Annotated in this window: 15 protein-coding genes; 7 read left to right on the plus strand and 8 right to left on the minus strand. The window is 60.1% G+C overall.

Annotated elements, in window-relative coordinates; all coding sequences use genetic code 11:
• Positions 1-57: 57 nt before the first annotated feature.
• The 6 genes from KQP88_RS15530 to KQP88_RS15555 all read right to left on the minus strand — a co-directional run bounded on the left by KQP88_RS15530 (position 58) and on the right by KQP88_RS15555 (position 5088).
• A complete protein-coding gene (locus tag KQP88_RS15530) occupies positions 58-990 on the minus strand; it encodes a FecR domain-containing protein (RefSeq protein ID WP_216703537.1) in 933 nt (310 codons plus the stop codon).
• Positions 990-1496 (minus strand): sigma-70 family RNA polymerase sigma factor, encoded by a 507-nt coding sequence (locus KQP88_RS15535; RefSeq protein WP_221526988.1) that lies wholly within the window; start codon positions 1494-1496, stop codon positions 990-992. Before KQP88_RS15535 ends, KQP88_RS15530 begins: the two co-directional genes overlap by 1 nt.
• Positions 1497-1673: 177 nt before the next feature.
• Entirely contained in the window at positions 1674-2165 is a 492-nt protein-coding gene (locus tag KQP88_RS15540; protein WP_216703539.1) for a DUF2269 family protein, read from the minus strand.
• Between the two features lie 3 nt (positions 2166-2168).
• Positions 2169-3296: a saccharopine dehydrogenase family protein gene (locus tag KQP88_RS15545; RefSeq protein ID WP_216703540.1), complete on the minus strand. Its 1128-nt coding sequence runs from the start codon at positions 3294-3296 to the stop codon at positions 2169-2171.
• Between the two features lie 385 nt (positions 3297-3681).
• The gene (locus KQP88_RS15550; protein WP_216703541.1) at positions 3682-3843 is read right to left on the minus strand and encodes a DUF2986 domain-containing protein; all 162 of its coding nucleotides are present in this window, start codon (positions 3841-3843) and stop codon (positions 3682-3684) included.
• A 369-nt stretch (positions 3844-4212) separates the two neighbouring features.
• The gene (locus KQP88_RS15555) at positions 4213-5088 is read right to left on the minus strand and encodes a LysR family transcriptional regulator (RefSeq protein ID WP_200993301.1); all 876 of its coding nucleotides are present in this window, start codon (positions 5086-5088) and stop codon (positions 4213-4215) included.
• 99 nt (positions 5089-5187) lie between these two features.
• Between KQP88_RS15555 and KQP88_RS15560 the strand changes: the two genes are divergently transcribed.
• Positions 5188-5679, plus strand: coding sequence for a multidrug/biocide efflux PACE transporter (locus KQP88_RS15560; protein ID WP_200993302.1), 492 nt, complete (start codon positions 5188-5190; stop codon positions 5677-5679).
• A 77-nt stretch (positions 5680-5756) separates the two neighbouring features.
• A complete protein-coding gene (locus KQP88_RS15565) occupies positions 5757-6590 on the plus strand; it encodes a PhzF family phenazine biosynthesis protein (RefSeq protein WP_216703542.1) in 834 nt (277 codons plus the stop codon).
• 6 nt (positions 6591-6596) lie between these two features.
• Here the strand turns inward: KQP88_RS15565 and KQP88_RS15570 are convergent, their stop codons facing one another.
• Positions 6597-7748: an MFS transporter gene (locus tag KQP88_RS15570; protein WP_216703543.1), complete on the minus strand. Its 1152-nt coding sequence runs from the start codon at positions 7746-7748 to the stop codon at positions 6597-6599.
• 235 nt (positions 7749-7983) lie between these two features.
• Between KQP88_RS15570 and rarD the strand changes: the two genes are divergently transcribed.
• Positions 7984-8868 carry an EamA family transporter RarD gene (rarD, locus tag KQP88_RS15575; protein WP_216703544.1) on the plus strand — a complete coding sequence of 295 codons (885 nt, stop codon included), beginning with the start codon at positions 7984-7986 and terminating at the stop codon, positions 8866-8868.
• A 12-nt stretch (positions 8869-8880) separates the two neighbouring features.
• On the opposite strand, the gene zapE is transcribed toward rarD, so the two are convergent.
• Positions 8881-9996, minus strand: coding sequence for a cell division protein ZapE (zapE, locus tag KQP88_RS15580; protein ID WP_216703545.1), 1116 nt, complete (start codon positions 9994-9996; stop codon positions 8881-8883).
• Between the two features lie 174 nt (positions 9997-10170).
• Here zapE and KQP88_RS15585 point away from each other — a divergent pair, with 174 nt between their 5' ends.
• The 4 genes from KQP88_RS15585 to efeO all read left to right on the plus strand — a co-directional run bounded on the left by KQP88_RS15585 (position 10171) and on the right by efeO (position 15231).
• A complete protein-coding gene (locus tag KQP88_RS15585) occupies positions 10171-11616 on the plus strand; it encodes a SulP family inorganic anion transporter (RefSeq protein WP_200993307.1) in 1446 nt (481 codons plus the stop codon).
• Between the two features lie 103 nt (positions 11617-11719).
• Positions 11720-12883, plus strand: coding sequence for a class C beta-lactamase (gene ampC / locus KQP88_RS15590; protein ID WP_216703546.1), 1164 nt, complete (start codon positions 11720-11722; stop codon positions 12881-12883).
• A gap of 282 nt (positions 12884-13165) precedes the next feature.
• Complete coding sequence (gene efeU / locus KQP88_RS15595; protein WP_200993309.1) at positions 13166-14014, plus strand: iron uptake transporter permease EfeU; 849 nt, start codon at positions 13166-13168, stop codon at positions 14012-14014.
• An 8-nt stretch (positions 14015-14022) separates the two neighbouring features.
• The gene (efeO, locus tag KQP88_RS15600; RefSeq protein ID WP_216703547.1) at positions 14023-15231 is read left to right on the plus strand and encodes an iron uptake system protein EfeO; all 1209 of its coding nucleotides are present in this window, start codon (positions 14023-14025) and stop codon (positions 15229-15231) included.
• The last annotated feature ends 4 nt before the right edge of the window (positions 15232-15235 follow it).

Raw genomic sequence — 15235 nt, forward strand, 5'->3', positions numbered from 1 at the left:
TTCACAACCAAGGACGAGCACCGCAGAAAAACGGGCCAAAAAAGACGGTGTGAAAAATCACGTTTTGCTCACCGTCACCCAATAACGGGTTCGATAATTCACGGTAACCGGGAGCGTGATCGGCAGCGCGGCGAGGATGGCGTCGCTGTTGTCGAGCTGGAAGCCACCGCTGATACGCAAGGCCGATGCGCTTTCGTCACAGTGCAGCCGACCCGGTCGATAGCGGGTCAGCTCCTGAAGGAAATCCCCCAGCGGCATGTTCTCGGCCACCAGCTCGCCTTGTGTCCAGCGGGTAGCCAGCTCGCTGGCCGGACGCAAAGGGCCGAAGGCATCTGCGCTGAAAGACACTTGTTCTCCGGCTTCCACGACCTGTGGCGCTGCCTGCTCGGGCGTGGCCCGAACCCGGCCCTGGAGCACCGCAAGTTGTGTGGTGCCACTGAGTTGACGCACGCTGAAGCGCGTCCCCAAGGGTTCCATGAGCCCTTGTGCGCTGGCCACTCGCAGAGGACGGGCATCGACGCCGGTACGGATCAATATCTCCCCGCGCACCAGACGGATCAGCCGCTGCCCGGCATCGAATCGCACGTCGATGGCGCTGTCGGTGTTCAGGTCGACCACGCTTCCGTCAGCGAGTGTCAGTTGCTGCCGTTCGCCTGTGCGGGTTCGGTAGTCGGCCATCCAGCCCTGGTCGGAGCCAAAGCGATAGCCAAGGTAGCCAGCGGGCGCAATGGCAGCCAGCACCAGCAGCGTCTTCAAGACCTGACGTCGTTCGCGGTTGAGAGTGCCCATGGCAATGGAAGGCGGCAGACCACCCAATTGCTGTTGCACATGCTGCACCCGCTGCCAGGCACGCTCATGCTCCGGGTCGGCCGCACGCCACCGCGCACAGGCCTGCTGTTGCGCGGGGCTCAGTGACTGCTCATGCATCAGCACAAGCCAATGGGCGGCCTGACGGGCAACATCGCGACTGATCGGTGCCTGTGCGGACATTAAAACGTCACGTCGCTCAGGATGCAGGCTTCAAAGGCAGTGGCCATATGACGCTTGACCGTGCGCTCGCCAATGCCCAACTCCCGGGCGATCTGCACATAAGTCAGGCCATCGATCTGCGCCAGCAGAAATACCGCGCGCACGACGGGCTTCAAGCGGTCGAGCAAGGCGTCGAGCTGGAACAGGGTTTCGCGCATGTGGCATTGCTCTTCCGGCGACAAGGCAAAAGCCTCGGGCACCTGGGCGAGCATGTCGAGATAGGCCCGCTCCAGGGACTGGCGCCGAAAGTAGTCGCAAACCAGCCGTTGCCCCACCGTCGCCAAATAGGCCCGTGGACGGTCCAGGGTCAGGGTTTCGCCGGTTTTACGCTGTGAAGTGAGGATGCGCAGAAAAGTATCCTGCGCCAGATCCGCCGCCTGGCTGGTGCAACCCAGACGATGATAAAGCCAGCCCGTCAGCCAGCTGTTGTGCTCTGCATAGAGAAGCCCTATACGATCCTCGCCCACGACGCGCCTCCCCAAAGAAGCGGCGATAATAATTGATAATGATTCTCATATCAATGCGAGTCCATACGGGCCAAAGTGGCCGAACTCTCAGCCTGCCTGCTCGTCCTCGAAACCTGTATGAAGTAGCGGCCAAGCCCCCTACCACACGTGACAGTCAGGCCTTGACTGGTCGGCCACTCACCCAAACATCCCCACCACCTGCCATGGCGTCATCTTCGTCACCATGATCAGCACGATAACGAACATGCCCGCAAAACCCGGCACGCCCAGCCAGAACCACTTGCGATAAACGGACTGGTACTCGGCGCCCAGTTCTGCGCCCGAGTGAACCGCCGTCAGAGCCATCGTCTGCAATTGCTTCTGCAGTACCAGCACCGGCAGCCAGAGTGAGCCGACGCACAGGAAAATCACCAGTGAGGTCAATACCCATTCCGTGGTCAGGGGCAGGCCCATGATTCGGGTCAGCAGGTAGCCGGTAATGATCTGGAGAAAACCCGCCGGGGTGGTAATCCAGGTGTCGAAGCGCACCACCATTCTGGCGACATGGGCGATGACGTGGGGGTTTCCGGTGCGGCTGGCGGCGATGAGGTACAGGTAAGACCCCATGCCGAAACCAAACAGGAAAATCGCCGCGATGATATGGGTGTATTTCAGAAGAAGGTAAGTCATCGGTCAGCGCTGCGCGTCGGAAAACTGTACTGACAGATGAATATTCAACGGCTCGTTGATCGCCGCCAGGTACTCGTCAACGGTGATTTCGCCCACGCAGGCTCGGGCACCGGGCTCAGGCGTGTAGCCGCGATTGACCTTTTCCATCAGGGCGACGGCTGCGCAACTGGGGATTTCCGGGCCTTTGTCATTAGAGGCCGTCAATTGCACTGTCATCAATAGCGGCCTTGCGTCATGGTCAAGGCCGTGGACATCGATGAACATCGCACTTTTGCCATCCCCGAAACGCTCGAACCAGGTTCCCCAGCGATGCAGCCTCGCAGCCCATGCTGGAACGGAACGGATCAAACCCACCTTTACCGCCAGAGCCAGCAAGTAATTAGCGACGCCTCCGAGTTTCAAACCCGATCCCGCCTTGAAGCTCAGGTTGCGGGCACCATAGCGCCCGGCAAAGATATCCATATCGGGCACATCGACATTGGCCAGGAGCCGGGTGCCCATCATCGGCATCTTGCGCAGGACAAGCCCCTGCCAGCCGGAAACCGCATGCACCCGCCCTTCCTTGAGCTGATTGATCGGCTTGCCGGCATAGGCCAGTACCCCTTCGATGGTCGACAGACCGGGCATTTTCGCCGACGAAGAAATGCCGTGGTTGATGGTGTCGATGCGGGTAAAGCGATGACGATGCTGATCGATGATGGCCGAAGACAGCGAAGGCACGGAACTGCAACCGCTGAAGATCGCCACGCCTGCTGCTCTGGCCCGGGCATCGAGCACGGAAATACCGTTGACGAAATGGCGACAGTCGGACAAATCGCAGTAATTGACCCCGGCATCGATGCAGGACTCGGCAATGGCATAGGATTGCCCCTGAAACGGGCCAGCCGTATGAATCACCCAATCAATGCCCATTTGCGCCAGGACCGGTTTCAGCTCTGCGCCCATGGCGTTGCCACACCAGCCTTGCACCGCCTTGCCAGACTGCCGCCCAAGCGCCTCGACCTTTTGAGAGAGCTTTTGCGCATCACGCCCTGTAATGACCAGTTCGATATCGGGAACGGCTGCGAGATGCCGGCAAATGATGCTGCCGAAATTTCCATAACCGCCGACCACCATCACCCTGAGCGTCATTCACATCTTCCCGATATTCATTGATTCATGCGGCGGCAGCTTCGCTGATATGCGGCAGGCGTTCAAGTTGAGTCATGCATCACGTGTGGGAGGCAGCTTGCTGGCGACAGGGCCGATGAGTTTTATGGAAAACCCGGCTCGACGTATAGCCAAAGGCTTACACGAGCCAAGGACAATTCGCTCTTTCTGCCCTTCGAGAAGGCTCGTAAGATTGGATCCAACAACTGATGAACAGGAAGTTCATCAGGATCAAGGATGATCGACCATGGCTCGGATGGCTGCCGACAGGGAGTTGGAATGGTCTTTGGAAAAGGAAAAAACCCGCTTCGGCGGGTTTTTATTTGCCCGCAGAAAAGTGAACCAGACGGCTCAGCGCCTCATCTCTTCAATTGGAATCTGCAACAGTCCCCTCTTGAGCGGCTTCGGCAGCCATCTTCAATCGGTCAGCCTTGCAAATGTATTTAGGCTTGCTCTTGGGTGCCAGTTTGGCACTGGCCTTCTTGGCGTGTGCCTTCAACAGCTGCTGGATCTTTTTACGGCGATTCATGTTTCCCACTCACCTTGCGAATGCCTGGATGATATCAGCTTGAGATAGCGAGCCAGAGCCCTGAAGAGCCGGTTGATCAGAGGCCATGGAAAATTTCACAGCCGACGTATAGCCAAAGGCTTACACGAGCTGAGGACAATTCGCTATTTTTGCCCTTCAAGAAGGCCCGTAAGATTGGATCCAACAACTGGTGAACAGGGAGTTCGCCAGGATCAAGGACGATCGACCATGGCCCGGAGGGCTGCCGGCAGGGAGTTGGAATGGTCTTTGAAAAACCCGCTTCGGCGGGTTTTTATTTGTCTGTAGAACCCTTCGCGAATGAATTCGCTCCCACAGTGCCCCCCACAGATTGTGCTCATCATGCGTTTGTTAGGCGGGCACCAGCGTCTCCAGCAGCCACGACCCTGCCGGTCCCAGGCTGCGCTGGCGTGACCAGATGACATCCACCGCCGAACTGCGCGGCCAGCCAGACACCTTGAGTTCTTTCAACAGCCCGCTGGCGTAGCGTGACACCAGCCAGCGCGGCAAGGCCGACCAGCCAAAGCCGAAGCCCGCCATGTCCATCAACAGCAGATAATTGGGCGCCGACCAGTTGCTGTAGCCACTGGTGGGCAAGTCGTCGGTGGGGACGTTGTGGTCGATCAAGGTATTGAGGCGCAGCGCCCGGTATTCGGACAGTTGCTGATAATTGACCTGCTCCAGCGCAGCAAGCGGATGGGTGTGGGCGACGAACAGGCCGAAGTCCGCACGCTCGACAATGGTCGCGTGGCCGATTTCCGGCGGATAGCTCGCCTGTGCCGACAACAGGCCCAGAGACGCCCTGCCCGACTGGATCAGGTTGATCGCATCGCCATGTTCGGCAAACACGCATTCCAGCTCCAGTTCGGGAAAGCGCTGGTCCAGTTCCGTCATGCGCACTTCGAACTCGGAAAACTGATTGGCATCGGACAGCACCAGGGTCAGGCGCGGCTCGGCACCTGCCGCCAGACGCCCGGCGGTGCGGCGCAGGCGATCCGAAGCACTGAGCACATCCTCGACACGCCCCAGCATGGCCTTGCCCGCTTCGGTCAGGACCGGCTGACGCGCGGAGCGGTCGAACAGCTCCAGCCCCAGATCGATTTCCAGCCGGGCAATGGCTTCGCTGATGGTGGACTGGCTCTTGCCCAGACGACGGGCAGCGGCGCTGAACGAACCCAGTTCGACGATCTGGGCAAAGGCTTCAAGGGCTTCGGGTGAAAAACTCATGGGCGGCCTGCTATCGGTTTTTCCGATGGAAACGATTTTCACTTTAGCCCAATGACCGATGAGAATGCACCCATACCGCAACACAAAAGGTCATCTGTAATGAGTCAGACAAACCACAAGCCCTCCCCTGCATCGACTTTGCCTGCCAAGTCCTTCAAGGAGCGCATCCTGCACGCCACCCTGTTTGAAGTGTGCGGCGTGATCATGATCGCGCCGCTGCTGGCCTGGGTCATGGGGCATTCGCTGGGCATGATGGGGGCCATGACGGTGATGATTTCCACAGTGGCCATGATCTGGAACATGATCTACAACACCCTGTTCGACAGACTGCGCGCCCGACTCGGTTTCAGCATGAGCCTGGGCAAACGCGCACTTCATGCCTTGGGTTTCGAGGGCGGACTGATTCTGGCCGTGGTGCCACTGGCGGCCTGGTGGTTGTCCATCAGCGTGCTTGAAGCCTTTCTGCTGGATATCGGCATCCTGCTGTTGTTCCTGCCTTACACCATGCTGTTCAACTGGGCCTACGACCTCGTGCGCGAGCGGGTCATGCAGCGCCGCCTGTCCAGATGTGGCGAGGCCTCACGGTCCTGAATGCATTTGCCGTTGGATTGCAGTGAAAGGGTTCGGGCACAATCATCGGCCCACAGTGACGATAAGGTCTGTCCGACATGACCACGGAAATTCTCAAACTGGCTGCCTTCAGCGACGGCGATCAAGGCGGCAACCCGGCAGGCGTCTGGATCGGTGATGCACTGCCCGATGAAAACACCATGCAGCGCATTGCCGCCGAGGTCGGTTTTTCGGAAACGGCTTTCGCAGCGCCGTTGGACGATGGATGGCGTGTACGCTACTTCTCGCCCCTGGCCGAAGTGCCCTTCTGCGGCCATGCCACCATTGCCCTGGGCGCCGCACTGGCCGCGCAGCAAGGCGACGGGCTGTTCAAGCTGACGCTCAATCAGGCGCAAATCACGGTCGAAGGCCATGCCCGTGGCGAACTGACCTCAGCCGCCCTGCAATCGCCCCCCACTCACAGCAAAGCCATCAGCCCGCAATTGCTGGAAGAAGCCCTGGCTCTGTTCGGGTATCAGCACAGCGATCTGGATGAGCGTATTCCACCTGCGGCGATCAATGGCGGTGCCGGGCATCTGGTGCTGGCGCTCAACAGCCGCTCGAAGCTCAAGGCCATGCACTACGATCAGGAAGCCGGACGCCAATTGATGGTGCGCGAAGGCTGGGCAACCATCGTGCTGGTGTTTGCCGAAAGCGAGCAGTTCTTCCATACCCGCAATCCGTTCGCCTTCGGCGGTGTCTACGAAGACCCGGCCACCGGCGCGGCCACCGCAGCACTGGGCGGCTACCTGCGTGATATCGGCTGGCCCCACGGCGGCGTGATCAACATTCTGCAGGGCGAAGACATGGGTAGCCCGTCACGCCTGCGCGCCGAAATCCCGGAGCAGATCGGCAGTTCGATCCGTGTGTCGGGGATGGCGCGCAAGCTGTAGAAATCTTCAGGTTTTAAGCTGGCTGCCACTGATCGCCACGCCCAGCAACATCACGGCAACGATCATGAAGGCCAGCTCCAGGCTGCTGACATGGGCAATGAAACCGATGGCAGCCGGCCCGACCAGAATCCCCGCATAACCGACCGTGGTGATGGCCGGGATCGCGACGCTTTCCGGCATGGTGGTCTGTCGGCCGACAGCGCTGTAGCAGACCGGCACGATATTCGAGCAACCGGCGCCCACCAGTGCATAACCCAGCAAGGCCGCTTCCCAGGCTGGTACCAGCGTGGCAATCGCCAGACCGCTGGCAGCGCACAGACCGCCCAGAATGATGATCCGGTTGGAACCCAGCTTGCGCACCACCTCATCGCCGAACAGACGTCCAAAGGTCATGGTCACGGCAAACACGGCGTAACCCAACCCTGCATAGGACGTTTCAACACCCCGCAGCGAGCTGAGGAAGACCGCGCTCCAGTCGAGCATCGCCCCTTCGGCAAGAAACACGGTGAAGCACAGCAGGCCGATAAACAGCACCACGCCACGGGGAATCGCGAAGGCAGGCCCTTCGGACTTGCTGCCATAAGGCAACAGATGCGGCGTGGCCTTGGCCAGTGCGGCAAGGGTCAGCACAACCACCACCAGCATCGCCACCAGCGGCGAAGCCCCCAGGGTCAGCAGGACGCTGACACCACCGGCCCCGACGATACCGCCCAGGCTGAACAGGCCATGAAAGCCCGACATCATGGTCTTGCCGCTGGCCCGCTCGACAATGACCGCCTGGATATTGGCCGTGCAATCCACCCCGCCCATGCTCGCACCGAACAGAAACAGGGCCGCCACCAGCAGCGGCAGGCTGGAAATGGTCGCCAGCAAGGGCAGGCACAGGCAGATCAACAGGGTCGAGCAGACCAGCAGGCGCCGGCAGCCATAACGAGAGGCCAGCGCCCCCGCCAGCGGCATGGACAGAATCGAGCCCATGCCCAGGCACAGCAATAATAAACCCAGCGTGCCGTCATCCAGACCGATCCTGGCCTTGGCATAAGGCACCAGAGGTGCCCAGGAGGCGACGCTGAAACCTGCAATGAAAAACGCTATCCGGGTGGAAGACTGCTCCTGCCGGGCCTTTGTTATCTGGGCCTCGTGGCTGAAAGAGGTCATGCAAACTCCTTGAGAACACCAGACAGAATCGTGCTGGCAAGCCTGACAGCCTAGCAAACTCAGGGAGCATTCCATATGTGCAGTGTTTATCAAGGGTGGATTTGTGCAGACCATGTAGGAGCGGATTCATCCGCGAAGATGGCCAGCAGAAATACTCCAGCTATTTTCAAACCTTCGCACTAGACTACGCACCTTTGCAGTGCATCCCGCTCGCCCATCCATCAAAGAGGCCGCTGTGTATAAAGGTGTCGTGCTGTCGGTCATGGCGTCGGTGCTGTTCGCCGTCATGTACTTCTATACCTCACTGATGACACCCCTGACCGGCGAGGAGATCTTCGGTTGGCGCATGTTGCTGACCGTGCCTTGCGCCACGCTGTTCATGCTGTTCAGTGGCGACTGGAAACTGGTAAGTGCGCTGGCCGGACGCATCCGGCAGCAGCCGCTGCTGGTGTTCGGCATCCTGCTGTCTTCGCTGCTGCTGGGCGCGCAACTGCTGATCTTCATGTGGGCGCCGTTGCACGGGCGTAGTCTGGAAGTGTCCCTGGGTTATTTCCTGCTGCCGCTGACCATGATCGCCACGGGCCGCATCGTGTACGGCGAACACCTGTCGCATCTGCAGAAGATCGCCGCTTCGCTTGCCCTGATCGGCGTCGGCCACGAACTATGGCGGCTGGGCAGTTTTTCCTGGGAAACCCTGTTGGTGGCGCTGGGTTATCCGCTCTACTTCGTCCTGCGGCGCAAGCTCAAGACCGATAACCTGGGCGGGCTGTGGTTCGACATGCTGTTCATGCTGCCCATCGGCCTGTGGTTCATTGCCAATGGCAACCCGATGGCGGCTCAGGACGAACCCAAACTCTACTTCCTGATCCCGCTGCTGGGCATCATCAGCGCCTCGGCCCTGATCAGCTACATCCTTTCCAGCCGCATCCTGCCATTCAGTCTGTTCGGCCTGCTCAGCTATGTGGAGCCCGTACTGCTGGTGTGTGTCGCACTGCTGCTGGGTGAAAGCATTGGTCGTGATGAATGGCTAACCTACCTGCCGATCTGGCTGGCGGTGGTGGTGCTGGTCATCGAAGGTGCCCGGCATATGCTGGCCCAGCGTCGTCGGGATGCTGCCTGAGCGCCAGGCCGATCAATGCTCTGTAAAACGCTCCAGTTGCATTTCCTGCAGGCGACTGAGGGTGCGGCGAAAGGCAAACGACAGATACCCCTGGGTGTACAACTCGTCCATGGAGGTCTGCGCCTCGATATACAGCGGGATGCGCCGGTCGTAGCACTCATCCACCAAAGCGATGAAGCGCCGCACGCCGTCATCGTTGGGTGACAGTTGCGGCAGTTGTCGATCCCCCGCCGCCACTTGCTCGACACCATCCTCGGTCCCGCGGGCAATCTTCGCTTCGCGCTGGGCGGCGCTCAGGGCCGGGACTTCGCCAAGCAGGATCACCGAGAAACGATCGCATAACGCAATGAAATCCATGGCCGCCAAGGGCTGCTCGCATAGATCCCGGTAACGGCACCAGACCGTGGTGTCGGTGTGCTGCACCACGTTGATGCTGCGATAACCGAGCATCACCTGCGAGTCATACACCGTCTGCCCGCCACTCAAGGCCTTGAAGATATCCCCCAGCGCACTGGCCTGTCCCGGCTCGGCAATCCAGTAACGCTGATGCAACTGACCGGGATGCAGGCGATGATCTTCGCCGCCGTCCACGGTCACCACATCCATGTACTGCTGGATCGCAGCGATGGCAGGCAGGAATCGCTCGCGGTTATGGCCGTGACTGTATAGCTGCTCCGGTGGCTGGTTGGAGGTGCAGACCAGCACCACGCCTTCCTCGAACATCACCTGCAACAGGCCGCCCAGAATCACCGCATCGCCGATATCGGTGACAAACAACTCATCGAAACACAGCATCCGCACCTCGCGGGCCAGCTCACGGGCCACGACTTTCAGCGGCTGGGGCGTGCCCATCAGCTCGAACATGCGCTTGTGGACCCAGCGCATGAAGTGATGAAAATGCTGACGCCGGGCCGGTACGCTCAGGCTCTCGAAAAAACGGTCCATCAGCCAGGTCTTGCCGCGCCCCACAGGCCCCCACAGATAAACACCCTTCGGTGCCTTGCCCTTTTGCGCCAGCGCCAGATAACACGTCTGCAATTGTCGGGCAGCCTGAAGTTGCGCCTCGTCAGGCTGAAAACCACGCTGGACCGCTCGTTCATAAGCATCCAGAGGAGACACGACATCCATCGAAAACGCACCTTAGGCTTGGAGAAAATTTGCCAGCATATAGAAGCACGAGGCAGATGATAGTCGCTCATGACGACTTTTTAACTGGTCGGTTAAACGCATATTTCGTAACATCTGCCCCCTTCTTTTGTATGCCGACGGCTGTGACGCAGTACGTTCGCCCTCAGGTAAGTCATGAAACCACTCCGTATCCGCACTGAAGTCCTGGCCGGACTCACCACTTCCTTTGCCCTGGTGCCCGAATGCATCGCCTTCGCCCTGGTGGCTCACCTCAACCCGCTGATGGGTCTTTATGGCGCGTTCATCATCTGTACCCTGACCGCGTTGTTCGGCGGGCGTCCGGGCATGATTTCCGGTGCGGCGGGTTCCATGGCCGTGGTGATCGTGGCACTGGTGGTGCAGCACGGCGCGCAGTATCTGCTGGCTACCGTGGTGCTGGGCGGATTGATCATGATCGCCTTCGGCCTGCTGCGCCTGGGCAAGCTGGTGCGCATGGTGCCCTATTCGGTGATGCTCGGCTTCGTCAACGGCCTGGCGATTGTCATTGCACTGGCGCAAATGGAGCACTTCAAGAGCGGCGAAGCCTGGCTCAGCGGCAATGGCCTGTACCTGATGCTGGGGCTGGTTGCCCTGACCATGGCCATTGTCTACCTGCTGCCACTCCTGACCCGTGCCGTACCACCCGCGCTGGTGGCGATTCTCAGTGTCGGCCTGCTGGTGTATCTGCTGGAACTTCCGACCCGCACCCTGGGCGATATGGCGCACATTGCCGGTGGCCTGCCGTCACTGGCCTTGCCCGATGTGCCCTGGAATATGGAAACCCTGCAGATCGTGATGCCCTATGCCGTGCTGATGGCGATCGTCGGCCTGCTGGAAACCCTGCTGACCCTGAACCTCACCGATGAAATCACCGAAACCCGTGGCCACTCCAACCGCGAGTGCATCGCCCTGGGCGCGGCCAATATGGCGTCCGGCTTCTGCGGCGGCATGGGCGGTTGCGCAATGATCGGCCAGACGGCCATCAACCTCAGTTCCGGCGGGCGTGGTCGACTGTCCGGCGTGGTGGCAGGCGTCATGATCCTGATGTTCGTGCTGTTCCTGTCGCCGCTGATCGAGCGCATTCCCCTGGCGGCGCTGGTGGGCGTGATGTTCGTGGTGTCCCAGCAGACCTTTGCCTGGGCATCGCTGCGGGTGCTGCACAAGATCCCCATGAACGACATGCTGGCGATCATCGCCGTGACCATCGTCACCGTGCTCACCGATCTGGCAGCCGCCGTGGTGTTCGGCGTCATCATCGCCGCCCTCAACTTTGCCTGGCAGCAGGCCCGCGAGCTTTACGCCGACACGCATCTCGAACAGGACGGCAGCAAGCTCTACCTGATGCACGGCACCCTGTTCTTCGCGTCCACCGCGCGTTTTCTCAACCAGTTCGACCCGGCCAATGACCCGCAGCATGCAACCGTTGACTGCCGCCATCTGAACTTTGTCGACTACTCGGCCATTGCCGCGCTGAAAACCCTGCGCGAGCGCTACAGCAATGCCGGCAAACATCTGCGCGTGATCCACCTGTCAGAACGCTGCAAGAAACTGCTCAAGCGCGCCGGAGCCCACGACAGTTGAGCGACCTGAAACATATAGGTCATATCTTGAGAAAGAACGTTTATTGAGACCCTGCCTGTAAATGGTAGGGTCTGCTCCCTCAGCGAATACGAGGACGTTTCACATGCAATGGACCCCAACAGGTGTTGCCGCGGCATTGCTGCTCATGATCGGCAGCACAGCCTTTGCTCAAGGCGAAGCACCGGCTCTGGACAAGACCGTGAATGCCGAAGTCCAGAGCCTCATGCAGCAGTACAGGATTCCGGGAATGGCCATTGCCATCACCGACAATGGCCAGCAGCGCTTCTATGACTTCGGGGTGGCCTCCAGAGACAGCCAGGCAAAAGTCGGCAACGACACGCTGTTTGAACTGGGCTCGCTCAGCAAGCTGTTCACCGTCACCCTCGCCACCTGGGCTCAAGCCAACGGCCAGCTTTCCCTGACCGACAACATCGACACTTATGTGCCCCAGTTGTACGCCAGCCGCCTGGGCAAGGTGCCGCTCTTTCATCTGGGCACCCATACCGCCGGAGGCTTTCCCCTGCAGTTTCCCGATGCGATACGGGACAACGGGCAGATGATGAGTTACTTCAAGGCCTGGCAACCGCAATACCTGCCCGGCACCCATCGCAGCTACGCCAACCCCAGCATCGGCTTGCTGGGCATGATCGCGGCCAGCAGCATGAAGCTGCCGTTCAATACAGCCATGGAGCAGCATCTGTTTCCGGCTCTCGGCATGACCAACAGCTACATCGATGTGCCCGCCAATCGACAGTCCCGCTATGCACAGGGTTACAACAAGCAGGACGAGGCTGTCAGGCTCAACCCCGGCGTGCTGGCCGCCGAAGCCTATGGCATGAAGTCCGGCAGCGGTGACCTGATCCGCTTTGTCGAAGCGAACATGGGAATTGTGCAGACCGCGCCTGCGCTGCAACGGGCCCTCGCGGATACCCGGACCGGCTACTTCAAATCAGGCCCGTTCACTCAGGACCTGATCTGGGAGCAGTACACACTTCCCGTCAAACTGGAAACGCTGCTCGCAGGCAACTCCAGCAAGATCGCCTACGAAACCCAGACCGCTACCGCCTTGACCCCACCCTTGAAACCGCAGCAGGACGTGTGGATCAACAAGACCGGTTCGACCAATGGCTTTGGCGGATACGTGGCGTTTGTACCCGGCAAGAAGCTCGGCATCGTGATCCTGGCCAACAAGAACTACCCCAATGAAGAACGGGTTCGTCTGGCATATCGCATCCTTGAAGAACTGGGCTGCTGCTCGCCTGATTGAATGTGAGTGTGGGTGGCTGTATGGATGGCTGTGTGGGAGCGGATTCATCCGCGAAGACGTCATTGAAGATGATAAATATGTGTGGGATGCACCGGCCTCTTCGCGAATGAATTCGCTCCCACGGGCTATCGCTACCCCTACCTGAACCCAACCTGAACAGCATAGGCATCACCGGAAAAACAACTGGCTCTCATTCGGGAATGAGTATCATTATGTTACTTATTGTTTCAGCCAAACAGCTTGCTGAAACACCTCACCCCGAAGCCTTTACCCCGGTGAACCATGCTTGTTCCGTTTTTGATCATGCTGCGCGAAGGTATTGAAGCCGCGCTTATCGTTGGCATCATCGCCAGTTACCTGAAACAGACCGGCCGCGGCGAGTGGATGCCTGCGGTGTGGATCGGTGTATTCCTCGCCGCAGCCCTGGCCCTGTTCGTCGGCGGTGGTCTTGAGCTGATGAGCGCCGAGTTCCCACAAAAGCAGCAGGAGCTGTTCGAGGGCATTGTCGGTCTGGTGGCCGTGGGTATCCTCAGCTCCATGGTGTTCTGGATGCGCAAGGTGGCCCGCTCCATCAAGCACGCCCTGCATGCCTCCCTGGACGCCGCCCTCGCCGGCTCGAAAAACCAGACGTACGCCCTGATCGCCATGGTGTTCTTCGCCGTGGCCCGGGAAGGTCTGGAAACCGTTTTCTTCCTGCTCGCCGTCTTCCAGCAAAGCGAAGGCTCCAGCGCGCCCCTCGGCGCCCTGCTCGGCCTGCTGCTGGCCATCGGTTTCGGCGTGGCGATCTACAGCGGCAGCATGCGTCTGAACCTGAGCCTGTTCTTCCGCTGGACCGGGTTGTTCATCCTCGTGGTAGCCGCCGGGATTCTGTCCAACTCCGTGCAGGCACTGCATGAAGCCGGCGTGTGGAATCACTTGCAGGATGTGGTCATCGACTTCAGCGCAACCCTGCCGATGGATGGCCCGCTCGGCTCGGTGCTGGCCGGCATGTTCGGTTATCAGGATGCACCGACCGTCAGCACCCTGAGCGCTTACCTGATCTACCTGATCGGTGCGCTGGTGCTGTTTTTCCTGCCCCATACCCCGGCAGAAAAACAGCAGCCCTCACCCACTTCCGTCACAAACGAATAAGGGCCTACATGTCGAACCCTTCCTCTGAGCTTTCCGGGAAAGCCAGGCCTCCCCGTGCCTTGCGACTGGCAGTCGCCGGCTCCGTGATCCTGATGGTCGCTGCCGGTGGCCTGTTCTACTACGCCTCCCAGGTGGCCTCGAAAAAACGGGCTGCCAACAGCGGCAATGAAACCGTGGTCAACATCCACGCCCACAACTGCGAACCCAACGCGCTGACCGTGCCTGCCGGCAAGAACGCCTTCCGTATCGTCAACCGCTCCGAACGCGCCGTGGAATGGGAAATCCTCGACGGCGTGCTGGTGGTGGAAGAACGGGAAAACATTGCGCCGGGCCTGAGCCAGGTGATCAACGCCAACCTGCAGCCCGGCGACTACGCCATCACCTGCGGCCTGCTGAGCAACCCGCGAGGCACCTTGCATGTCACCCCGACCGCCGAGTCCGAGGCCCGTGCCAAGGCGCGTCCTTCCATGGTTGCGTTTATCGGCCCGCTGTCCGAATACCGCGTGTACCTGAGCCAGCAAAGCTCGGCACTGATCAAGGCCGTCACCACCTTGCAGCAGGCCATCGAAGCCGGTGACCTGAACGCAGCACAAGCCGCCTACACCCCGGCCCGCACGCTGTATCAGCGCATTGCCCCAGCCTCGCAGCGCCTGGCCGAACTGGACAACGCCATCAACGCACGCGCCGATTACTACGAAAAACGCGAGCAGGACCCTGGCTTCAGCGGCTTCCATCGCATCGAGTACGGGCTGTTCGAAAAACGCAGCACCGAAGGCCTGACTCCCGTGGCGCAGCGTCTGCAAACCGATGTTGCCAGCCTCAAGCAGCAACTGCTGGCGCAAACCCTGGCCCCCGAGCAACTGGCCGATATCGTCGCCCGCAACATGAACAGTCTGGCCGAGGTGCGCAGCAAGGGCGAAGAAGAGCGCTACAGCCACAGCGACCTCAATGGTTTCGCCGCCAACCTGGAAGGCACGCGCAAGGTCATCGACCTGCTGCGTCCGCTGCTGGCCAAGAGCGCAGGCGCTCTGCTGCAAACCCTCGACAGCACGTCGGGCGCCCTGGATGAACAACTCAAGGCGCTGAAAACCGACAACGGCTACCGCCCTTACGATCAGGTCGATGCAGCGCAGCGTCAGGCCATCGCCGACAAGGCCAAGGCCCTTGCCGATGCGCTGCACGGAATCGACTCGGCCCTCGGCCTCTCCGACCTCTGACTGA

The sequence above is a fragment of the Pseudomonas lijiangensis genome, assembly GCF_018968705.1.
In the GTDB taxonomy this organism is placed as follows: Bacteria; Pseudomonadota; Gammaproteobacteria; order Pseudomonadales; family Pseudomonadaceae; genus Aquipseudomonas; species Aquipseudomonas lijiangensis.